Source organism: Enterococcus villorum (assembly GCF_007990225.1).
Taxonomy (GTDB): Bacteria; Bacillota; Bacilli; order Lactobacillales; family Enterococcaceae; genus Enterococcus_B; species Enterococcus_B villorum.
The window spans coordinates 136,863-159,490 of the sequence record NZ_BJWF01000001.1; the positions used below are offsets into that span (position 1 = coordinate 136,863).

Sequence of the window (22,628 nt, forward strand, 5' to 3'; positions counted from 1 at the left end):
CGTTGCAAATCACGATAGGGTTTTACTTTCCTCTATCTTTATAGAGTTATTCTGGTTTAAGTGGTGTGGCTGCAAACAACACTTTAGCTAGAAGAGGTGTAATTACTCCTGCACCAATTGCTTCAGGAATCCCATTAATAGCTGCCACTCCTGCTAATGTTTTAAATAAAAGCGATGCATCTACTCCATAAGCGCTGGCAGTCGCACCGGTATAAAATAAACCCATAAATCCTAAAACAAGGATAGTATTAACCAATGAACCAAGGACTCCTGCAAGGACAGATCCCACAACCACCGAGTGATAACGACGATAAAGAAAATGAAACACAATACCTGCCACCAAACCGACTAATACACGTGGCACAACAGAGATGATCGGATTTGTAAAGACCAAGGTATCAAATGGTGTGGTTGGCATAGCATAAGCTCTAATGATCGTCGCAATCCCCCAAAACAATCCGATCACCATTCCATCTTTTGGTCCTAAAACAACAGCTGCTACAATAACAGTGATGTGAATAATAGTCAAACTAATAAACCCTAGCGGTATAAATCCCAACCATGGCACCATTGCTTGAACAATGATAATGGCTAATAAAATAGCTCGAAGTACTAAGCGAAAAGTTTTATTTTTACTATTCATTTTAACGCCTCCTTTTATATTAATCGTAAAAGGTTTTAGCTGTTTGTCAACTAATCACTACCACATACAAAAAAACTCCTACAATAATCAATGATTGAAACATACTCCCCTCTACCTTGGTCATCCTCTAAACTCATTGATAGTATTCACTTTACTTCCTAAAGTTTTGCTTACTTTCTAAACAATCGTTAGTGCTCAAAAAAACCGAAATTTTCGAAAGACTGGAAAATCCATTTTCCGAAAATTTCGGTTTTACTTTGACTAAATCACTAAAAGTCATTTACTGTCTTCTTTGAGAAAATAAACGCCAGAGAAGGCCAAACTTTCTATGATCCGTTCTCATTAACAATAAAATGAGTTATTGATTTTCTAGCCAAGTTTTTGCTTCTGCTAAAGCATCAGAAATACCTGCAGGATTTTTTCCGCCTGCTTGAGCCATATCAGGACGACCGCCACCGCCGCCACCTACTTTTGGCGCAATTGCTTTGATCAAATCACCTGCTTTTAAGCCTGACTCATTGGCTTCTTTTGTCATAGCAGCCAATAAATTAACTTTTCCTTCTTGATCATTTGCCAAAACAAGGATATCAGAAATAGCTTTTTGTTTCCATTGGTCTGCTAATTGACGTAATTGATTCATATCTTTTACTTTTACCTGTGCAGTAATGATTGTTTTTCCATTCACAGTTTCAATATTTTTGAAAACATCACCTGCTTGTTGGTTCGCCAATTTACTTGCTAACTGTTCGTTTTCTTTTTGTAAATCTTTTAACTGTTGTTGCAATTGTTCTGCTTTGGCTACAACCTCTTTTAATTGAGGTGATTTGACGATTGTTGCGACTTCTTTTAACTGCTTTTCTTCTGCTTCTAGTAATTCATAAGCTTCTTTACTTGTTACTGCTTCAATACGTCTTACACCGGCGCCAATACCAGATTCAGAGACAATTTTGAAGATACCGATATTTTCAGTATTGGAAACATGTGTACCTCCACATAACTCAATTGACCAGCCACCTACATTGACTACACGGACTTCATGTCCATATTTTTCGCCGAATAAAGCCATCGCTCCCATGTTTTTAGCTGTATCAATGTCTGTCTCGACCGTTTCAACTGGAATAGCTTCCCAAATTTTTTCATTGACGATTCTTTCCATCTTTGCTAGTTCATCACTTGTAATTTGACCAAAATGAGTAAAGTCAAAACGTAAGTGTCCAGGAGCAACTAAGGATCCTGCTTGATTGGCATGCTCTCCTAGTACTTCTTTTAATGCTTTGTGTAATAAATGAGTTGCGGTGTGATTCTTAATGATTCGATTTCTCATGGGTACATCAATTAATAAATGGTAAGTTTCACCTTCTTTAATAGTAGAAAGAAGTTCAACTGTATGCATGAATTGTCCGTTTGGTGCTTTTTGTACATCGATCACATTTGCAACGGTTTCCCCAGAAGAATCAATTATCCAACCTTGATCAGCCACTTGTCCTCCCATTTCAGCGTAAAAAGGTGTTTGGTCAAAGATCAATTGTGCTTGTCCTTGCGCTAATTCACTAACTAGTTCTTCTTCTTTAACGATCACTAGTAGCTCACTATCTGATTCCACATGATCATAACCGATAAATTTACTTTCAACCTTGATATCTGTTAATAACGCAGATTGAACGCTCATGGATTTTTCTGTACTACGCGCAGAACGAGCGCGTTGTCTTTGTGCTTCCATTTCTTTTTCAAAGCCTGCATGATCCACACTTAAGCCTTCATCCTCGGCTACTTCCTCAGTTAATTCTACTGGGAAACCATAAGTGTCATATAATTTAAAAATATCTTTACCAGAAAGAGTTGTTCCATTGGCTTTTTTGACTTCCGCAATCACTTGATTCAAGATTTCTAAACCTTCATTGATTGTTTCATTAAATCGTTCTTCTTCCGTACGAACCACTTTCTCAATAAATTCTTTTTGTTGAAGAACTTCTGGATAGTAACTAACCATGATTTCGCCAACGACGGAAACAAGCTCATATAAGAAAGCTTTTTCAATTCCTAATTTCTTACCATGCATCACTGCTCGGCGTAATAAACGACGAAGAACATATCCACGTCCTTCATTTGAAGGAAGTGCCCCATCACCGATTGCAAAAGATAAAGCACGAATATGATCAGCAATAACTTTATAAGAAATATCAGTGGTTGGATTTTCGCCATATTTCACTTGGTTGCTTAGTTTTTCTACTGCATGGATAATTGGTAAAAATAAGTCCGTTTCAAAGTTGGTTGGTGCATCTTGAACGATTGAAACCATTCGTTCAAGTCCCATGCCCGTATCAATATTTTTATGAGGAAGAGGTTCAAACGTGTTATCTGGTTTATGATTAAATTCAGAGAAAACAAGATTCCAAATTTCTAAGTATCTTTCATTTTCTCCACCAGGATAATTTTCTGGATCATCTTCTGCTACATCGTTATATGCTTCTCCACGATCATAAAAGATTTCAGTATCCGGACCACAAGGACCAGCACCGATATCCCAAAAATTGTCTTCAACATCCACGATATGATCAAGCGGTAGGCCGACTTCTTCGTGCCAGATGCGTTTTGCCTCAGTATCTTTTGGATAGACTGTCACATATAATTTTTCAGGGTCAAAAGCCATCCACTCAGGACTTGTTAAAAATTCCCATGCCCAATGAATCGCTTCTTTTTTGAAATAATCCCCGATAGAAAAATTTCCTAACATTTCAAACATCGTGTGATGGCGTGCTGTTTTCCCAACATTTTCAATATCGTTTGTACGAATTGATTTTTGCGCATTCGTAATTCTTGGATTTTCTGGCACAACTGAACCATCAAAATATTTTTTTAGCGTTGCTACGCCTGAATTGATCCATAATAGTGTTGGGTCGTTGACTGGAACCAATGAAGCACTAGGCTCAATTGTGTGGCCTTTTGTTTGAAAGAAATCTAAAAACATTTGTCGAACTTGTGCACTGCTTAATTGTTTCATTTTATTACCTTCTTTCTTTAATTTAAACGACAAAAAAACACCCTTACAGCCAAGGACGAAAACTCGCGGTACCACCTTGGTTGCAATGATGTTCGATCATTACCTCTTAAACTCGATAACGCTGAGTTGCGTTGATATTTCTATCAAATAAAAAGGGAGCAATTTGATGTTTAGACTATTCTTTTTTCAGCCTAGAAAGAATTTTCTGTCAGTCTTACACAAGCAAACCATATCCTTTTCGTACTTCACAAGTATACGTATTCTATTTTGTTCTGTCAATAACCCTTGATCGTTTTCTTTTGGTTCTATCATTATTTCTTTTTCTTTGATATGCTTTTTTTATGTAAAGAAGAAGAAAGGAGCACGAACAATGAATGTGCATTTTGGATCCCAAAAATGGATTAGTGGCGCAAGTTTTTATTTACGATACCAAGTATTTGTTCTGGAGCAAGGAATCCTGCCTGAATTGGAATTTGACGAAACAGATGCGGTCTATTCTTACTTTCTTTTAATGGATGATCTCAAACCAGTTGCTACTTTGCGTTATCAAAAAAAGTCTGCCACTTGTTTCCAACCAGATCGTTTTTGCGTGGCTAAAGAATATCGTCACCAAGGTTTTGGCAGCAAGTTATTGGCCTTAGCTGAGAAAAAAGCACAACAAGAAGGTTATCTAGAAAGTTATCTGGTAGCCGAAATGTCTGCCACTGAATTTTACATCAAACAAGGCTATTTGATTTGTACAACACCGTTCCTTGAAGACGGCATTTCCTGCGTAGGAATGAAGAAAATATTGATTTAAGAGGTTGTGAAAAGGCTGTCCTGCATCAAGCAATAAGAACGAACAGAGAAAAACAGCTTCTCATGTTTTTCCTCTGTTTGGGCTTATTGCCGCAGATGCAAGCCTTTGAACACCGTTTACGCCAAGAGGTTGTGAGCAGCATGGTCTGCTTCAAGAATTAAGCCTAAAAATGTGAAAATAGCTCCTCATATTTTTGCATTTTTAGGCTTAATTCCGCAGAAGCAATGCTGGGAACACCGTTTAAACATATTTAAAGTGTGGGTCAAAAAGTATTCTTTACTTTTTGCCCCACACTCTTGTATGTTATATCGAACAGAACTTTATGACTTTTTACTTAGTTCCACTACTTATTTGAATTTTTTTTATTTTTTCTAGCGGTCCTTGTTTGTTGTCTACGTTCTAACTTACGTTCTTTTTTATTCTTTTCAGCAATTGCCCAATCGATTTTCTTTTTATAACCGGGTTTAATTTTTTTCTTTTTCTTTTTCACTAAACCAATTAATGTAGGATCTAACGTATCTTTTGATTTTTCACGTTTAGTACGACGGTTACGATCGTAAGTTTTTACGATCTCATCATTTTTAATTTCCATCGGTTCAAAAGTAACACCGATTTTTTCAATACTGTCAATAGCTTGTTCATCATTTGGTGAATATAAAGTGATAGCCGTTCCTTTAAGACCACTACGCCCTGTACGCCCCACACGATGAATAAAGAAATCTAGATCATCTGGTACTTCTGCATTGATGACATGAGAAACGCCTTCAATATCGATCCCACGTGCCGCTAAATCAGTTGCGACAACATATTGGTATTCTAAGTTTTGTACTTGTCGCATCACGCGTTTTCTCTCTCTTGGTGTAATGTCTCCATGAATTTTCGCCACTTTTAGGCCTTGATTTTTCAAGTAATCAGCAATCTCATCGACATGTTGTTTGGTATTTGCAAATACGATGGCTAGGTATGGATGACCAATCGTTAAAAGTTGATAAATCATCCGATTTTTGTCTTTCCCTTTAGTAGAAATCAACCAATTTTCAATGTCTTCAGAAATCACCGCTTTGGGTTTGATTTCTTCAATAATTGGATTTTCCATATATTTACGTAAAAATGGACGCAATTTCTCTGGAATAGTCGCTGAAAAAACAAGGAATTGTAATTTTTCAGGTAGACGACTAGCAATCTGATCAACTTCATTTAAAAATCCCATGTCTAGTGTCATATCTGCTTCATCAACAACAAAGGCAAAAGCAGTGTGGATTTTTAATGCTTGTTCATTCATCATATCTAGAATTCTTCCAGGAGTTCCTACGACAATGTGTGGTTGTTGATGATTTAATCGGTTTAACTGACGTTGTTTATCTGTTCCACCAACGAAATTTGTTACCCTTATTTCAGGAGTTGAAAATTTGGCGATTTGGTTAGCAGCTTCATAAATCTGCGTAGCCAATTCACGACTAGGGGCAGTAATAACGACCTGTACTTCCGCTTTTTCTGCATTTATTTTTTGGAATAAAGGCAATAAAAATGTGTGTGTTTTACCAGAACCAGTTTGTGATTGACCAATAATATTTTTTCCTTTTGCAATCAAAGGGATCAATCGTTCTTGCACTTCAGTGGGTTGATTAAACCCTTTTTCCATTAAGGCTTCATTGATATATGGTTTAAAATTGAATTGTTCAAAATTACTCATTTAGGCACCTCTTCTCTTTCTTTGTTACACGACTTTCGCATTATACCACATACTAGAGCAATTTGCTTGCGCCATTTTACAAGAAATTCGTTTTACAGACTATTCATTGTCATTTTTCACTTTAATCGTACTGATTGTATGGGTATGGCTAGCTTTTTCATAAAACAAAACTCATTTTTTCGAAGAAAGGACAAAATGATGTTCAAGACAAAAATAAATTGAGCAAAAGAGATACCCAAAATAACGAAAATACCGCTAACTTGTAAGATGCCAGTCGTATGATTTGTTACTTGTTGTAGCATCTGATTAAGCCAACCTAACCCATAAAACAAAAAATAAAGATAGCCGTATCTAATAACTAAAGCTTTAAATGAAAGACGCTCTCTATTTTCTTGAATCACGCGGATACGCACGATTTTCTTACCTAGCGTCAATCCATTCGTTAAATAAGGAACGATCATAAAATAAAGAATGACTTCAAGAAAGATCCACCAACTACTAGAAGTAATATCATCGACACTTAACGTTAATTGAAGAGATAGCGCAATAAAAAATGTGAGAACGGATAAAAAACTCCAATCAATGAGATAGGCAACCGCTCTTCTAGTCAAAGAGACTGTTTTTCCTCTTTCATAAGAAACTTCGTCCATACGTGCTCTTGTTGGCAACATAAAAGTGAAAATTGGTGTCATGATAAATCCTAATGTTCCTCCAATCGTATTGGTCAACAGATCATTTACATCAAACAATCGATAAGGTCTAGGATAAATAAAATATAGACCACTTAATTGTGTCAACTCAAAAAATAATGAAAGACAAAAACTGGCAATGATCGTTTTAACAAATGACAGACGAAAATAATATCTTAAATAGATACCAAAAGGGAAAAGAAGTAAAACATTAAAGACTGGTTCTAAAAACACACTTTGCCTCATTGCAGGTAAATACGTACTTGGTTCAGATAAAACAAGAACAGTATTTCTTCGGAAATTTTCCCACGAAGCAAATAAATGCCACTCTATTTTTGGCCCTGTCATTTGTGCGACCACTTCTTTTGGTGGTAACGGTAAAATGACTAAAAAATAGGCGCACAATAGATAAAATACAAATGAATACAGAATAACGGCTCTTGATATAATGAATGTGCCATATTTACGATATTCATAAACAAAAAAAATAGTAGAAATGGCTAATGCTAAAAATGGAAAAACGACAATAGCAAAGCGAATCGGTTCCATATAACTACTCATAGTCTCCTCCTTTGATCCTCTTTCTCATCTTATCAGTACAGTTATAAAGTATGCAAGTGATGGAGTTATTGTTTTAAAAATTATATCGATTGAAGTATGATTAACAAAAAGGAGGTTACTAGCATGCTCAATGCGTATTTTGTTTTTGGCGTTCCTATTTTTTTACTGGTTCTCTATTTTATTTTTGCGTACATACGGAAAAAAAATACGATCCATTATTTGGGATTTATTCTACTGATTATTTCTGGATTCATGTTAGCTTTCAATCTTCAAACGTGGCAACAAGCATTACTCGAAATGGATCAACATTCCACACAACATTTATCAGATAAAGTGGGATATCCGATTTATTTGATTTGGGTACCTATCCTCATTGCCAGTGGCTTAGTGTTACTCAACCTTTTTCGTGCTTGGCGTCGCCTGCAACAATTGAGGAAAGAAAAAAACTAATGGACGATACAAAATAAACGTAAAAAAGTGCGTCCCCTTCTTTGGGTAACGCACTTTTTTTATTTTCAAGCGAATTTTATTTGAGAAGATTCGTTTGTTTACATCTCAATAAAGCCAGCTGATTTTACTCACTTATTCACGTTTTGAATGAATAGTATCCTTATTTATTCTAAGATTAGCTTAAACTCATACTAATACCTGGTCCTAATGGGATATTAAATACGTAGAACAAGATGAATAAAATGATCCAAGTAATAAGCAAGCCAACTGAGTGAGGAAGCATCATGGAAATAATGGTTCCCACACCAGTTTTTTTCTGATATTTTGCTGCAAACGTAACAATTAAAGCAAAATATGGCATCAAAGGTGTAATAATATTAATTGGTGAATCAGCGACACGATAAGCAGCTAAAACAGCTTCTGGTGCCACGCCTAATTGGTAAAGCAATGGCACAAAAATCGGTGTTAAAATTGCAAATTTTGGCACCGCACCTACTAAAACAAAATCTAAAAGCACGACTAAAGCAAGAAAACTTAATAGTAACGCTAAACTACTGAGATTCATCTCCTCAATAAGCGAAGCAGAATTAACAGCCCATACTGTACCTAAATTCGTAAAATTAAAGTAAGCGATAAATTGGCTAATGATGAAAAGTAAAAAGATCATCCCGCCTAAATTACTAAATACCTTAATAATTGGTGTCACTACATCTAAACTAGATTTAATTTTTCCAATCGCTTTTCCAAAACAAATTGCTGGAATCAAAAAGATCAATAAAATCAAGGAAATCAAACTATCCATAAATGGAGTAGAACCAATTAGATCACCTGTCTCTGGGTGACGTAATGCTCCATTACTTGGAATTGTTAGAAATAAAATAAAAGCTAATACAATTAAAAAGCCAATGAATGCCCAACGCAACCCTTTTGACTCATCCTCAATCTCGTCACTATCAATCGCTTCTTCTTCTTTATACGTTCCTAGACGAGGTTCAATGAGCTTTTCGTTGATCAAAGTACAGACAATTACCACTAATATAGTGGAAGCAATTGAAAAATAAAAATTAGCCATCAAATCTACCGAATAACTTGGATTAATAATGTGGATTGCATCATTTAATATTTCAGTTAACATTCCATCAATAGGTGTAATAACTAAATTGACACCAAATCCCCCTGATACACCAGCAAAAGCAGCGGATAGGCCTGCTAAAGGATGACGACCAACTTTATAAAAAACTGCAGCACCTAATGGGATCAATACAAGATACCCAGCATCTGAAGCGATACTAGATAATACACCTAGTAAGACTAAGACAGCTGTCAAAGAAGATTTAGGTACTACTTTGACAAGCTTGCGGATCATTGCGCCGATCAAACCAATTTCTTCGGCAAAACCTACCCCTACCATTGCTACTAACGTCACACCTAGCGCCTGAAAACCCATTAAATTGGAAACTGTTGAGGTTAAGATAAAGCGAATACCTTCTCCACTAAGTAAACTTTTCACATGTACTGTTGTGAACTCCATCTTATCTAATTCTGCATTGTATATTTCATAAGTGGCATTTTGACCCATCATTTGAAATATTTGGGAAAGGACCATCACAAACACAATCAACAATAAGAAAATGATTGCTGGGTGAGGCACTCGATTCCCCAGCCTCTCCACACCATCTAATAGTTTATCTATTTTTGAGTGATTCTTTTTTACGCCTTCTTTCATTTGAATTATCTCCTTTAAAATGAACGGATCATCCATCCTCGCTCATAAACCAACCTTGCCATGCGATTGAGTTAAGAATTTTTTTAATGCTTTTCTTCTCTCATTTTATTGCGCCTATTGATAGATGATCCATTCTTCTCCTATTTCATTTTTATTTCATTTTCCGAATAATTGTTCCGTTATTTTTAAGCCAGTAGGCGTAGTAGCTAAGCCACCCTCTGCGGTTTCTTTAAAGCAGCTTGGCATTTTTTTACCTACTTGATGCATGGCTTGTATCACTTCGTCTGCTGGAATCACACTTTCTATACCAGCTAATGCCATATCTGCGGTCATCAAAGCCAGAGAAGCACCCATTGCATTACGATTGATGCAAGGAATTTCAACTAAACCAGCCACTGGATCGCAAATCAAACCCATCGTATTCATTAACGTTAAGGCGACTGCATGACCACATTGTTCAGGCGTACCACCGGCAATTTCTACCAGACCTGCACTTGCCATCGCACTTGCTGAACCTATTTCAGCTTGGCAGCCACCTTGTGCGCCACTTATAGAAGCTTGATTTGCAATGGATAACCCTACAGCACCTGCTGCGAATAAAAACTTAATCTGTTGCTCGTGAGTCAAATTTCTGCTTTCTTTCACCATATTGATTACTCCAGCACAAACACCAGCACTGCCTGCTGTAGGCGTAGCGCATATGACCCCCATTGCAGCGTTTACTTCATTCGTAGCAATGGCATTCCTAGCTGCTTTTATCGTTTCAATTCCACTAAAAGAACGGTTATTTTTTAGATAAATATCTAATTTTTCAGCATCTCTACCAGAAAATCCCGTCACCGATTCCACGCCTGTAAGACCTCTTTGCACCGCAGCATTCATCGTCTCGAGATTTTTCTCCATTTCCTGCCAAATTTCTTCTCGTGTTCGTCCACTTTCTCTAGCTTCAAAATCGATGATGACATCAGAAAAACTACTAGCGTTCGCTAAAGAAATCAATTCAGCTATTGTTAACATATTTTCCCCCTTCACCTTTTTCTTTAAAAGTAAGCAGTAAAAAGTTAGCTTTATTTAACCAAACGATAAATGGCATCCGCATAAATCGCTGTTGCTTTTAAAATATCCTCTACATACATATATTCATTTGGTTGATGCATGACATTTTCTCTTCCTGGGAAAAGAGCACCGTAAGCGCATCCTTTTTCTAAAATCCGACCATAAGTACCACCACCAATCGTACGTTCATGACCTTTTTCACCAGTATGCTCTTCGTAAACAGTCATTAATGTTTGGATAAATGGATCTTCTCCAGAAACGTAATGCGGCAATTTGATATCTCCGATTATTCCAACAGTCACATTCAACGGTGTGAGTAGTTGGCTTATTTCTGCTAATATGTCATCTTTAGTGATCCCTTTAGGATGGCGAATATTGATGACAATCTTTTTATCTTGATGAGCCGAATACTGGAAGATATTTCCGCTAGTCGTTACTTTCCCCATCACGTCATCTTCTAGATAAACATTCAGCAATCGTCCATTAAAATCAAGATGAAGGTGCTTTGCAATGACAGATAAATAATTAGAAGCTGTCGCATCAAATGAATAACGGTGTAAGAAATCACCAAGATATGTCGCAGCATTGACACCAAGACTTGGTTCTTGCGCATGAACAGCTTTTCCATAAATGGTAAAAGTAGCTGACGTTTCACTACCTTCAAAATGACCTTTTACCTCATGCTCTAATAAATAATTATTAAAATCATTACTTAAACGGTTGATCATCTCTTGATTTTTCACCGTAACTACAGCAGTTGCTTCGCTTGGCACCATGTTCGCTCGTAGTCCTGAAACAAAACTTTCTAAAAATAAATCTCCTTGTGTAGCTTCCACGTTGTCAAAAACTAATTCATAGGAAAGAATCCCTTTTTCGCCGTTGATGATGGGAAAATCTGCATCTGGAGAGAATCCCATTTCAGGCATTTCTTCCACTTCCATATAGCGATGAATTCCCACCCATTCACTTTCTTCATCTGTTCCTATTATAAAACGGATTTTCTTGGTTATTGGAAGCTGTAGCTCTTTGATTATTTTCATCGCATAATACGCTGCTATAGAAGGTCCTTTGTCATCGCTAGCCCCTCTAGCAAACAATTTGCCCTCTTTAATCACTGGTTCAAAAGGATCCGTATCCCATCCTTCTCCTGTCGGAACCACATCTACATGACCAAGGATACCGAGCATTTCTGCTTCTGAATTTCCATAATCGATGTGCCCAGCTAGATTATCAACGTTTTTCACTTCAAATCCATCTCTTTCACCAAATGAAAGGACTTTTTGTAATGCCAGTGCAGGTCCTGGACCTAAAGGATATTCTGTTGTTCGATGCTCAATGTCTCGCACGCTATCAATGCTTAACAATTCATTTAAGTCTTTTAGTAATTCTTCCTTTCGTTGTTCCACTTCTTTCGTCCAATTAATTTTCATAGTATTCTCCCCATAAATTTTATTTTATACATGATTGCTCATGCTAATCCCCTTTTTATTGATGGTTTCTTCTACTTTTGAAATTTCGATATTCCCACCACCGATGGAAATACCTGTTACAGCCAATCTTTTTTCCAAAGATTTCATCAGTATCTTCACTGTATTTGGATGCGCCATTTCTTTTTTAGAGGGAATGAAGCAGACTTCGATTCCTTCTTTATAAGCAAGCGCTAATGATTCTGGTAACCTCGGATCATCTGGTAACATTTGAAGTAATCCGCCAACTAAGGCTATATCTGTTCCATGACCACGATACGTTTTGCCAAATGAACCATAAAGATAAATATCTACCTCGATAGGTTTTTGTTTAAATATTTGGCGGGCGTAGTAGCCAATTCTTGCTGCTCCCGCCGTGTGAGAATTGCTTGGACCGACCATTATTGGACCAATGATATCGAATACACTTTTATATTTTGCCGTCATTGTTTTTCTCCTTCATGATCATTTCTTCATTCTCTTCAGCTGTATTTATTTTTTAAATATAAATAAACAGGAATGCCAGCTAAAGTCATTGCAATCCCGCTAAGCGCAAGAAATGTTTGCGTTAATAACGTACTAACCACGATAAATCCTCCACCTATAATGGCAATTAACGGAATAATAGGATACAAAGGAACTTTATAAGGTCTTTTTAAAGACGGTTCGGTTTTTCTCAAAATGATGACTCCAATAAATACCATCGTATAAAAAATCCAAATAACAAAAACGAGCATATCTGTGAGCATGTCAAGCCCACCAACCATCATCATTAAAATTGCGACTACTAATTCCAAAATACCGGCTGATAACGGTACATTTGTACGTTCTGTTAATTTTCCTAAATGTTTACTAAAAGGCAAGCGATTTTCTTGTGCCATCACATAAGGTAAGCGCATACCAGTTAATGTATAGCCGTTGATCGTTCCATAGACTGAGATTAAGATCCCAATCGTTACTAGTTTTCCACCAAAGCCACCAAAAATCATCGTAGCGACTTCACTAGCTGCATTACTATTCCCACTTATTCCTTCGATCGATGCGGTTTTTAAAAAGACAGCATTAACTAATAAATAAACAATCATTATACCGATAATCCCCATCGAAATTGCTTTTGGTAAATCTTTCGCCGTTTTTTTTAATTCCCCTGCAATATTTCCTACATGGATCCAACCATCATAGGCAAACATGGTGGCTAAGAGCCCCGCCCCTAATGCTGAAAAAAAAGATAAATCTTTTCCAGCTACGATGGGAAATAATTGAAAATCAACACCACCACTTCGGAATAAGCCAAATAATACGATGACAAACAAAGGAATCAGTTTACAGACTAATGTAATAGATTGGAAAGCGCCCCCAATTTTCGATCCCAAAAGATTAATCAACAGGATTGTCACTGCTGCTAGAATGGCAACTGGTACAATCATTGATTGACTTAAATCAAATAAATTAACAAATTGTGTACCAAAGATAATAGATAAAGCAGCAACATTGGCTGGGAAATAAATCACTACTTGTGCCCAGCCCAACAAGAAAGCAGCAGTTTTACCATAAGTCCGTTCAATATATTTCACCATTCCTCCTGTCTCAGGAATTGCTGCTGCTAACTCTGCACCAGTTAAACCAGCACAAACAGAAATTACACCTCCTAAAAACCAAGAAAACATATGTAAACTTACGGAACCTGTTACTTCTGCTACACTTGCAGCTTTAAAAAATACCCCAGCACCAATAACTGTTCCCATCACCGTTGACAAGGCAGTGAAAAAACCCATCGTTCGTTTTAACTCTGACCTATTTTCCCCTAACTCATCAACAATTACCTGATTACTCTCCATCTTTTTTCCTCCTTTACCGTAAATTTTTAATTAAGAATAAGAATATTAATTGCATTATATAGACCATGTTCTTTTAATAACACTACTTATCTATCCAAATATATAATAATACTAGAGCACACCTCTTTTCTTTTCTGTATTTTTCTTTCATGATCTAGGAATGAAACCAAACATTTCACCGTTCATACCCATTACAAGTATAAACAATTTGGATAACGCTTACTTAAATTATGAGAGTTATTTAACCATATTTTTTCCACATAACGGAAAAATAGCATACAAATTTTAGTTTGTTCTTTTATCTTAACTTATTCATTATATGTTATTTTTTAAATTTGTTCCTTTTAGAGCGGCTTGAAAGTTAAACGTAGTAAATGCCACAAAAATAGTATTTATTTTCTGAATTTTTAGTATTTAATTTTTTATTCTCTTTTGGTGTGCAAAATTGAAAAACATAGAAATACCCACTTTATTAGTCTTTTCTCATTTTTAAGAGCGTCTAGACGAAAAAAAGCCCGAGTGCCTAAACCGCACTCGGGTTCGTTCTATTTTATTGTTTCAACCAATTTTCAGGAGTAAAGTCAGGGTCATCAACTGACCATTCTTTAAAGAACTCCTCTAAAAATTCACGCATAAAAAGCTCTCGTCTTTTTGCTTCTTTTTTCCCATACTGAGTATTCATCATGTCCGGAAGCAAGAATAATTTTTCATAGAAATGATTAATCACAGTGGTTCCCTTACGATAATCTTTTTTACTATTAAAATTAACTGGTTGTCGCTCTTGGTCAAAAATCGGGTGCCCATGTCCCCCACCAAAATAGGCTGTACGCAAAATACCAATCGCTCCCAAAGCTTCAATTCGATCCGCATCTTGCACAATTTTTCCTTCAAGAGACAACTCAGGAACCTTATCTGATAACCCTTTTGAGAAAGACATATTATCGATAATAAAAAAAATTTCTGCAATTGTTAGCTGGTCAAGTGGAATACTCTGTAAAAAATGTTCTAAATCTTCTTTTGCTTTTGCTTCATTCTTTACCACCTTATCATCGATCGTATCATGTAGATAAGCTGCAGCAAGTGTGATCAATGGATCTGCATGAGGTTCAGTCAAAAGAATTTTTTCAGCAAGTTTAACCACTCGTTTCGTATGATCAAACCCATGCCCTGTCAGATCGTTAGCTAATTGTTGCCTACTATATTCAGCAATTTTAGTGAGTTCATCCATTCTTTATCCCTCTTTTTTCTTAACGATTTCTTCTACTTGATAAACGGAGAAATAGATTTTTTTCATATAATCAATCAAATATTGAGGATTTAATGTTTCCTTTGTGGCATCCAGAATCAATTGAGTTGGCTTTCTTGATGCTCCATATTGGTGAATATGCTCTTTCATCCACTCTTTGATTGGTAAATAATCATCAGAAGCCAATACTTCATCTAGTGATACTTCTTGTTCTAAAGCATGAAGAAGTTGTGCTGCGTACATGTATCCTAAAGCATAAGATGGGAAGTAACCAAAACTTGCTCCAGACCAGTGAACATCTTGTAAGATTCCCTCTAAGTCATTTTCCGGACAAATCCCAAGATATTCTTCATATTTTTGGTTCCAGATAGCTGGTAATTGAGCGACTTCAACGCCTTCGTTAAAAATCATTTTTTCGATTTCATAACGGATAATGATATGCAAAGGATACGTTAAACTATCTGCCTCGATACGAATCAAACTTGCCTTTGTTTGCTTCAACGAACGGTAAAAGTCAACGAATGAAATATCATCGAAAGTTCCTTGGGCACATTCTTGGAAAAAAGGATATTGTTTTTCCCAAAAACTTCGATTGCTACCAATAATGATTTCATTGAATAAAGATTGAGATTCGTGGATACCCATAGAAGTTCCTTGATAAATTGGGGTATAGGCAAATTTTTGATCAATGTTTTGTTCATACATCCCATGTCCAGCTTCATGAATCACACCGAAAATAGCCATTTGGAAATCATGCTCATTCCAACGAGTAGTGATGCGCGCATCATTATGATTTATACCAATCATAAAAGGATGAATTGTATCATCTAAACGCCCTCTTGAAAAGTCGTAACCTAACTGTTTGATCACACCGACTACAAATTTTTCTTGTTGTGCTTTTGTCATTTTTCGTGAAAGGAAACTAGTATCTGGTTCTTTCCCTTTTTCTTTTAATGTTTCTCTGATACTCAAGATTCCTTCTTTCAATTGTTGAAAAACCTGGTCTAAAATTTCAACTGTCATACCTGGTTCATACTGGTTGAGTAGGACATCATAGTTTGTTGCTTCTTCTTTTTTCCAATAGGGAATCAATTGTTTCGTTAACTCAATATTTTTCGTAAGTGCCTCTTGAAAATCAGCAAATGATTTGGTTTCACGCGCCTTTTGCCACTGGACATGAGCAGTAGAAGTAGCAGTTGTCAAGGCACTCATCAATTCTTCTGGTACTTTATATTCAAGCTCATATTCTTCTTTTACCTTTTCAAAGACTAATTTTCCAGTGTCAGACAGTTCATCGGGATGTTTAGAAAAATATTGGATGGCTTCTTTTATCTTTGGACCAATTTTTTTTGAAAAATAAAGACTATAAAGATATCCGTTGACCTCGCTACGTTCCTTACTTGCTTTTTCAGGCATACCAGTTTGAATATCCCAGTCTAAAATACCTAATGCTTGTTGCAAAAAATTGATTTCTTTTAGTTCTTTCAAAAATTCTTTCTCATTCATCTCTATTCCTCCAAACATCCTGTTTTATTTTTAGATCTATTTTTCTTTTCTTGGTGGGCGTGTTCCCCAATATTGGAATAGATCCGTTCGTAAAGCTCCATTATATAACTTACGTTTTTTGGTTGCTTTTTGTCCATAATATTCTTCAAAAGCAAGATCGCTTGTTAGAATGTACTTACTCCAAGTTTTCAACGGGCGAAAAACGTCACCCATCTCTTCGTATAAACGATGGACGGTTTCTTCTTCACCTAGGCGTTCACCATAAGGAGGATTTGCTACCATCACACCATATTCTTTTTCCGTTTTGAAGTCTTTGACTGCCTGCTGTTTAAATGTGATTGAAGAGCCCAACCCAATTTCTTCCGCATTTGCTTTTGCAATCTCGATCATACGACCATTAATATCAGATCCAGTAATGTCTAATTCAATATCGTAATCTGCTTTTTCTTCTGCTAAAGCTCGAACATTTTCCATGATGCCTTGATTGAACCAATCCCATGATTCACAAGCAAATTCACGATTGAATCCTGGAGCAATATTATGTCCGATTAAAGCCGCTTCAATACAAATTGTTCCTGAACCACATACAGGATCATAAAAAGGGCGGTCTTTTCGCCAGTTTGTCAGCATTACTAACGCCGCTGCCATATTTTCCTTCAGAGGTGCACCACCTTTTTCTAAGCGATAACCACGCTTAAATAAACTAGGTCCAGTGGTGTCTAAAGTAATCATCACGTGATCTTTTAACAAAGCTACTTCTAATTGAAAGTGAGCGCCGGTTTCTGTTAAAGGAACAGAAGCAGGTCGGTGGTAATATTTGCGTAAACGCTCCACTATTGCTTTTTTAGTAATGGCTTGACAATCTGGTGTACTGTAAAGTTTTGATTTAATTGATTTTCCTGCAACAGGAAATTCTGCATCTAATGGAAGAAAATCTTCCCAAGGTAAAGCTTTGACTTTTTCAAATAACTCATCAAAGGTAAACGCATCAAATTCACCAACAACAATTTTCACACGGTCGGCTGTGCGTAACCACAAATTAGCTGTCGCGATTGTTTCCATCGTTCCTTTAAAACGTGCGCGCCCATTTTCAACTTGACAATCAATTCCTAAGTCACGTAGTTCTTTTCCAACAAGGGCTTCTAACCCACTTGCAGCGGTTGCTACAAGATTAAATTCTCTAGTAATGTCCATAATAATCTCCTTATTTATAAGAAAAGCTGAACGAGATCGTCCAGCTTTTGAAAAATCAAAACCAAAAATGATTCAGTGCTTCTAAGATTCTATTTTTTAATCTATCGTCATTGTCTCAATCTGTAAGGCTCATGCCATCTATTCAGCATTAGCTAGTCGTAGTACTTTGATGTGAAAAAAACCTTCACAACTTGGTTGGAAGGTATTCCCTGTTTTATTGCGGTTTTCTATAAGCCATGTTCTGTACGCTATTATTTCCAGGGAGAAAAAATAGCGTGGTAACCATCTATCTGCAGTTAACCTGCCCTTTTGTCTCGTTCTTAATTCCCAACAAAAAGCGCCCCTACCATTGTTTGGGTTGCTCGCTCGAGGGGTTTACCGCGTTCCACCGAATCAGTTTCCTGATTCGCTTCGTCACTGTGGCACTTTCAAGGATACTTAAGCATAGTCAAAGACCTTAGCTTGTTTTCCTGCCGTTACTCCAAAGAGTACCTTAGCTTATTTTTTCGCTAAGCACGAACACTACAGGCATCACAGCCTGTGCGAGCATGGACTTTCCTCAGCCTGATCAAGTCAGACCGCGATTACCCAAAAACCGCAAAGTATGAGTCAATCTTTAAAATTGACGTGTTGATTCATTGTCATCATCGTCACTTGTATTTGTATAGTTATTTGGGTTAGGTTGGGAAACTTTCACTGTTGATGATTGTTGATCCAATTTTTTCCCAAAAACTTCACGTTCAAGATTTGACAAACGTTTTAAGATATCGAAGTTTGTTACTGCAGCACTTTTCGGCGCTTCAACTTGTTGTGTACGCGTTTGAGTTGCTCCTTGTGTTTTTGATAATTGTGCAAGCTTTGCACTTAATTTATCATTTTCTTCTTGTAAAGCAAGGATTTCTTTGTTATAAGTTTCGTAATCTTTGATGATATTGTCTAAGAATTCATCTACTTCAATGGGGTCATAGCCACGCATCTTCGTTTTAAATTCTTGTTGTAAAATGTCTTTAGGACTATAAACCAAGCTCGCCATATTTACACCTCTAGTTTTCATTTACATAATAACATATTCTACCTATACCATTGTATCGGAAATAAATTGATAAATCAAACACTATCTTAGTTATTCACTAAAATTTTGTAAATCATCCATATTGACTAAGCGAATTTCATACGGATGTTTTTGTTGAAACATTTGGGCATCGTTTAAAAAAAACTGAGTTTTTCCTGGAAATTCTGTATCATAAATCAGTAAACAGCCATCTGTATGTTCAAGTAGAAATTGTGTGTGATTTTTTAACTGACTGGGTGATTGGTAAGTTTGATGACTCACCGATTCAACATAGTCAGATAGCTGTTGCGCTAATCTTTTCTTTTCCTGATTTGTTTCATTCCAATTTTGACCAAATTCCCTAAAAGGATAAATGATGCCAAGTTTTAGTTCAGCATACTCTGACTTCAATTCAGCAACTACTTCAGTTGCCCATAATTCTACCCCCAGATTCCCACTTACAAGCACCCATTCTAGTCCTTCTTCAATCAATTGTTGTAATTCTATTTTTAAGACTTTTTTAATAACTGTTATTTTAGGATCGTTTTCCTTAAAAACACCGAGTTCAAAACTTTGATACCCAGAAATATAAATTACTTTTAATCTGTCCATTTGAGTTTCCTTTTCTTTCTTGCCCCATTTTTGTTATAATATTGGCTAGGAGTGTGATTAAAATGGTCTTACGCTATCCAAACGGCCAACCATACCATAAGAATGCCTCTTTGAAAGAGAAAATTCAAGAAAAAAGAGAAACACCGATTGAATTTGGCAATCGAGGGATGCGTTTTGAAGAAGCAATTAATGAAAGTAATAATTATTACTTGATGCGCGAATTAGCTGTTATCCATAAAAAACCAACCCCCATTCAAATTGTGAAAGTAGATTATCCTCGACGTAGCGCCGCTGTTATCAGGGAAGCATATTTTACTCAAGCTTCTACAACAGATTATAACGGTGTATATCGAGGTTTCTATTTAGATTTTGAAGCAAAAGAAACAAAGAATAAAACTTCTTTTCCCTTCAAAAATTTTCATACGCATCAAATCAATCATATGGAAGCCTGTATAAAGCAACATGGAATTTGTTTTGTGCTTTTATGGTTTTCATCATTGAAACGCTGTTTTTATTTGGACAGTGCTCATCTGATCGATTACTGGCACGCCCAAAAAGAAGACGGAAGAAAATCCCTTCCTATTTCATTGATTGAAAAATTGGGAATTGAGATCCAACCAGGGATTTCTCCACGTATTCCTTATCTCAAAGCAGTGGATCAATACCTGTCAACATTAACTATCGAAGGAGCACGCAAGAATGGCAAATAAACAAACTAGAACGTCCAGACGAAAAAGCCCACCTTCTTCTGCAAAAAACAATCAAACAAGAACAAAAAAAGCTGGGAAGGGTCCTAAAAAACATAGAAAAGGTATTATCACAAAAATTCTTTTAATCTTATTATCTTTCATATGTGTAGGTTTTCTGGCAGGTGTTGGACTTTTTTGGTTTTACGCAAAAGATGCGCCAAAATTAACTGATACGGCATTAGATGCAACAGTTTCTTCTAAACTTTATACCCAAGATGGGGAGCTCTTTGAAGATTTGGGAGCAGAAAAAAGAGAAAAAATTACAGCGAATGAATTACCAAAAACTTTAGAAGATGCGATTGTTTCCGTCGAAGATCGACGTTTTTATAAACACATCGGGATCGATCCTGTGCGTATCATCGGCTCAGCATTATCTAATTTTACTTCTGGTGGGCTTCAAGGGGGAAGTACATTAACCCAACAATTAATCAAACTTTCCTATTTCTCCACCAAAGCCTCTGATCAAACGCTTAAACGAAAAGCACAAGAAGCTTGGTTAGCTGTGAAGTTAGAACAAACTAAATCAAAACAAGAAATATTAACTTACTATGTCAATAAAGTATATATGTCTAATGGGCTTTACGGGATGGAAACGGCCGCAGAGATTTATTTTGGTAAGAAGTTGCCTGAACTTTCCCTGCCGCAAACCGCTTTATTAGCCGGAATGCCACAGGCTCCTTCCGCTTATGATCCTTATCAGTATCCAGAACAAGCAAAAAAACGACGTGATACGGTTTTATATACCATGTTACAAAATGAAAAAATATCGCAAACGCAATACGATGCTGCGGTAAACACGCCAATAAATGACGGGCTGCAAGAAATGAAAAAAGAAGACGATAATTCTAAAATTGTTGATAATTATGTAAAAGAAGTCATTAATGAAGTTCAAGAAAAAACAGATAAAAACGTCTTTACTGATGGATTAGATATCTACACTAACTTAGACTTAGATGCCCAAAAACATCTCTATGATATTGTCAATTCCGATGAGTATGTTAATTATCCAGATGATAAAATGCAAGTTGCTTCCACCTTGATCGATGTTAATACAGGGCAAGTAAAAGCACAAATTGGTGGTCGACATGTTGCAGATGATGTGACTTTGGGGATGAACCTTGCTGTCAATACTACTCGTGATTTTGGTTCAACAATGAAACCTGTCACAGATTATGGCCCTGCTTTTGAATATTTAAAGTACTCTACAGGGAAAACAATTAGTGATGCACCATATAATTATGAAGGCACTTCTACCCCTGTAGGAAACTGGGACAATCAATACATGGGAACAATTACCTTGCGACAAGCTTTATATCTTTCAAGAAATGTTCCTGCGGTTAAATTATTCAACGAAGTCGGTGCGGATAACGTAAGTTCATTTTTAAAAGACTTAGGTATTGAATATAGTACCATCCATCAATCGAATGCTATTTCAAGTAATACGGAAAAACAAGATGGCACAAAATATGGAGCCTCTTCTTTAAAAGTTGCTGCTGCTTATGCAGCTTTTGCCAATGGCGGTACGTACTACAAACCTCAATATGTCAATAAAATCGTTTTTCAGGATAGAACAGAAGAAACGTTTGATGCGGATGGAAAAACAGCAATGTCACCTGAAACAGCTTATATGATCACCGATATACTGAAAGATACTTTGACAAAAGGAACCGGTACAAATGCACAAATACCTGGTCTTTATCAAGCAGGTAAAACGGGTACTTCAAACTATACAGATGATGAGTATGCGAAATTAGGTACTTCTAGTGGTGTTTATCCTGATATTTTATTTGCAGGTTATACACCCAATTATGCCATTTCTGTCTGGACTGGATATAATGAGAAAATGACACCCGTTACTTCGCAATCGTCTCATGTAGCATCGGATGTTTACCGTGAATTAATGCAATATGTATCAGCAAATGTGACCAATAGTGACTGGACAATGCCAAATGGTCTCATTCGATCTGGTGGCGAATTGTATTACAGGGATCAGCTAAGTAGAACACCAAGTACGACGACGCCTTCATCGACCATTCCTTCGTCTTCGGTGGTGCAAATACCTGATAGCTCTTCTACTGACTCGACGATATCAACGCCAGAAACTACTTCGACAACCGAGTCTTCTGTCGAATCTTCCGTAACATCGTCTACAACAACTCAAAATACAAATAGTCAAAATAATGATGAGCAGTCATCAGAAACAACGAATAATTCAACAGAATCTGAGACGCCATCTACTACAGCACCATCCACTCAGGTCAATCCTGAAAACAACGCCAATACTGGTCAATCGAATAATAGTTCAACGGCATCAGGAACTTAATAAAAAAGGAAGTTGAGTGAATGCT

General features: G+C 36.6%; 16 protein-coding genes, 1 other RNA gene and 2 pseudogenes. 4 read left to right on the forward strand and 15 right to left on the reverse strand.

All coding sequences use genetic code 11. The annotated features are described in order from the left end of the window. Positions 1-46 precede the first annotated feature (46 nt). Together EVI01_RS00645 and alaS are read right to left on the reverse strand one after the other, a co-directional pair. Entirely contained in the window at positions 47-643 is a 597-nt protein-coding gene (locus EVI01_RS00645; RefSeq protein ID WP_010751034.1) for an ECF transporter S component, read from the reverse strand. Positions 644-1,001: 358 nt separating this feature from the next. Beyond that, positions 1,002-3,644, reverse strand: a complete 2,643-nt coding sequence (alaS, locus tag EVI01_RS00650; protein WP_010751035.1) for an alanine--tRNA ligase — start codon at positions 3,642-3,644, stop codon at positions 1,002-1,004. Positions 3,645-4,014: 370 nt separating this feature from the next. On the opposite strand from alaS, the gene EVI01_RS00660 reads away from it, so the two are divergent. Continuing rightward, a complete protein-coding gene (locus tag EVI01_RS00660; protein WP_010751036.1) occupies positions 4,015-4,443 on the forward strand; it encodes a GNAT family N-acetyltransferase in 429 nt (142 codons plus the stop codon). 343 nt (positions 4,444-4,786) lie between these two features. Here the strand turns inward: EVI01_RS00660 and EVI01_RS00665 are convergent, their stop codons facing one another. Together EVI01_RS00665 and EVI01_RS00670 are read right to left on the reverse strand one after the other, a co-directional pair. Then, on the reverse strand, positions 4,787-6,136 hold the full coding sequence (locus EVI01_RS00665) for a DEAD/DEAH box helicase (protein WP_010751037.1): 1,350 nt from the start codon (positions 6,134-6,136) through the stop codon (positions 4,787-4,789). Positions 6,137-6,235: 99 nt separating this feature from the next. After that, positions 6,236-7,386, reverse strand: a pseudogene (locus tag EVI01_RS00670) (VanZ family protein). Between the two features lie 123 nt (positions 7,387-7,509). Between EVI01_RS00670 and EVI01_RS00675 the strand changes: the two are divergent. Further along, complete coding sequence (locus EVI01_RS00675; RefSeq protein WP_010751039.1) at positions 7,510-7,836, forward strand: hypothetical protein; 327 nt, start codon at positions 7,510-7,512, stop codon at positions 7,834-7,836. Positions 7,837-8,011: 175 nt separating this feature from the next. On the opposite strand, the gene EVI01_RS00680 is transcribed toward EVI01_RS00675, so the two are convergent. The 11 genes and pseudogenes from EVI01_RS00680 to EVI01_RS00730 form a co-directional block, all read right to left on the reverse strand. After that, positions 8,012-9,562 carry an AbgT family transporter gene (locus EVI01_RS00680; RefSeq protein ID WP_010751040.1) on the reverse strand — a complete coding sequence of 517 codons (1,551 nt, stop codon included), beginning with the start codon at positions 9,560-9,562 and terminating at the stop codon, positions 8,012-8,014. Between the two features lie 156 nt (positions 9,563-9,718). Next, positions 9,719-10,579, reverse strand: a complete 861-nt coding sequence (sdaAA, locus tag EVI01_RS00685; protein WP_010751041.1) for an L-serine ammonia-lyase, iron-sulfur-dependent, subunit alpha — start codon at positions 10,577-10,579, stop codon at positions 9,719-9,721. A 50-nt stretch (positions 10,580-10,629) separates the two neighbouring features. After that, positions 10,630-12,048, reverse strand: coding sequence for a dipeptidase PepV (gene pepV, locus EVI01_RS00690; protein ID WP_010751042.1), 1,419 nt, complete (start codon positions 12,046-12,048; stop codon positions 10,630-10,632). 72 nt (positions 12,049-12,120) lie between these two features. Further along, a pseudogene (locus EVI01_RS00695) lies at positions 12,121-12,531 on the reverse strand (serine dehydratase beta chain); the annotation flags it as partial. A gap of 35 nt (positions 12,532-12,566) precedes the next feature. Further along, on the reverse strand, positions 12,567-13,922 hold the full coding sequence (locus EVI01_RS00700; protein WP_010751044.1) for an APC family permease: 1,356 nt from the start codon (positions 13,920-13,922) through the stop codon (positions 12,567-12,569). 550 nt (positions 13,923-14,472) lie between these two features. Next, positions 14,473-15,150 carry an HD domain-containing protein gene (locus EVI01_RS00705; RefSeq protein ID WP_010751045.1) on the reverse strand — a complete coding sequence of 226 codons (678 nt, stop codon included), beginning with the start codon at positions 15,148-15,150 and terminating at the stop codon, positions 14,473-14,475. Positions 15,151-15,153: 3 nt separating this feature from the next. Continuing rightward, positions 15,154-16,674 (reverse strand): carboxypeptidase M32, encoded by a 1,521-nt coding sequence (locus tag EVI01_RS00710; protein WP_010751046.1) that lies wholly within the window; start codon positions 16,672-16,674, stop codon positions 15,154-15,156. A 36-nt stretch (positions 16,675-16,710) separates the two neighbouring features. Further along, positions 16,711-17,868 carry a THUMP domain-containing class I SAM-dependent RNA methyltransferase gene (locus tag EVI01_RS00715; RefSeq protein WP_010751047.1) on the reverse strand — a complete coding sequence of 386 codons (1,158 nt, stop codon included), beginning with the start codon at positions 17,866-17,868 and terminating at the stop codon, positions 16,711-16,713. Positions 17,869-18,093: 225 nt separating this feature from the next. After that, an RNA gene (rnpB, locus tag EVI01_RS00720) (RNase P RNA component class B) lies at positions 18,094-18,464 on the reverse strand. Positions 18,465-18,484: 20 nt separating this feature from the next. Then, positions 18,485-18,901 carry a cell division regulator GpsB gene (gene gpsB, locus EVI01_RS00725; RefSeq protein ID WP_010751048.1) on the reverse strand — a complete coding sequence of 139 codons (417 nt, stop codon included), beginning with the start codon at positions 18,899-18,901 and terminating at the stop codon, positions 18,485-18,487. A gap of 90 nt (positions 18,902-18,991) precedes the next feature. After that, positions 18,992-19,531, reverse strand: coding sequence for an SLOG family protein (locus EVI01_RS00730; RefSeq protein WP_010751049.1), 540 nt, complete (start codon positions 19,529-19,531; stop codon positions 18,992-18,994). A gap of 62 nt (positions 19,532-19,593) precedes the next feature. Here EVI01_RS00730 and recU point away from each other — a divergent pair, with 62 nt between their 5' ends. Both recU and EVI01_RS00740 read left to right on the forward strand, forming a co-directional pair. Then, positions 19,594-20,241: a Holliday junction resolvase RecU gene (recU, locus tag EVI01_RS00735; RefSeq protein ID WP_010751050.1), complete on the forward strand. Its 648-nt coding sequence runs from the start codon at positions 19,594-19,596 to the stop codon at positions 20,239-20,241. After that, positions 20,231-22,603, forward strand: a complete 2,373-nt coding sequence (locus EVI01_RS00740) for a PBP1A family penicillin-binding protein (protein WP_010751051.1) — start codon at positions 20,231-20,233, stop codon at positions 22,601-22,603. The genes recU and EVI01_RS00740 overlap by 11 nt, the downstream gene beginning before the upstream one ends. The last annotated feature ends 25 nt before the right edge of the window (positions 22,604-22,628 follow it).

Coding starts and splice junctions, on each gene's coding strand:
- EVI01_RS00740 (WP_010751051.1), top strand. CDS start 20,231: ATGGCAAATAAACAAACTAGAACGTCCAGACGAAAAAGCCCACCTTCT.
- EVI01_RS00665 (WP_010751037.1), bottom strand. CDS start 6,136: ATGAGTAATTTTGAACAATTCAATTTTAAACCATATATCAATGAAGCC.
- EVI01_RS00730 (WP_010751049.1), bottom strand. CDS start 19,531: ATGGACAGATTAAAAGTAATTTATATTTCTGGGTATCAAAGTTTTGAA.
- EVI01_RS00680 (WP_010751040.1), bottom strand. CDS start 9,562: ATGAAAGAAGGCGTAAAAAAGAATCACTCAAAAATAGATAAACTATTA.
- sdaAA (WP_010751041.1), bottom strand. CDS start 10,579: ATGTTAACAATAGCTGAATTGATTTCTTTAGCGAACGCTAGTAGTTTT.
- gpsB (WP_010751048.1), bottom strand. CDS start 18,901: ATGGCGAGCTTGGTTTATAGTCCTAAAGACATTTTACAACAAGAATTT.
- pepV (WP_010751042.1), bottom strand. CDS start 12,048: ATGAAAATTAATTGGACGAAAGAAGTGGAACAACGAAAGGAAGAATTA.
- EVI01_RS00645 (WP_010751034.1), bottom strand. CDS start 643: ATGAATAGTAAAAATAAAACTTTTCGCTTAGTACTTCGAGCTATTTTA.
- recU (WP_010751050.1), top strand. CDS start 19,594: ATGGTCTTACGCTATCCAAACGGCCAACCATACCATAAGAATGCCTCT.
- EVI01_RS00700 (WP_010751044.1), bottom strand. CDS start 13,922: ATGGAGAGTAATCAGGTAATTGTTGATGAGTTAGGGGAAAATAGGTCA.
- EVI01_RS00715 (WP_010751047.1), bottom strand. CDS start 17,868: ATGGACATTACTAGAGAATTTAATCTTGTAGCAACCGCTGCAAGTGGG.
- EVI01_RS00675 (WP_010751039.1), top strand. CDS start 7,510: ATGCTCAATGCGTATTTTGTTTTTGGCGTTCCTATTTTTTTACTGGTT.
- alaS (WP_010751035.1), bottom strand. CDS start 3,644: ATGAAACAATTAAGCAGTGCACAAGTTCGACAAATGTTTTTAGATTTC.
- EVI01_RS00660 (WP_010751036.1), top strand. CDS start 4,015: ATGAATGTGCATTTTGGATCCCAAAAATGGATTAGTGGCGCAAGTTTT.
- EVI01_RS00705 (WP_010751045.1), bottom strand. CDS start 15,150: ATGGATGAACTCACTAAAATTGCTGAATATAGTAGGCAACAATTAGCT.
- EVI01_RS00710 (WP_010751046.1), bottom strand. CDS start 16,674: ATGAATGAGAAAGAATTTTTGAAAGAACTAAAAGAAATCAATTTTTTG.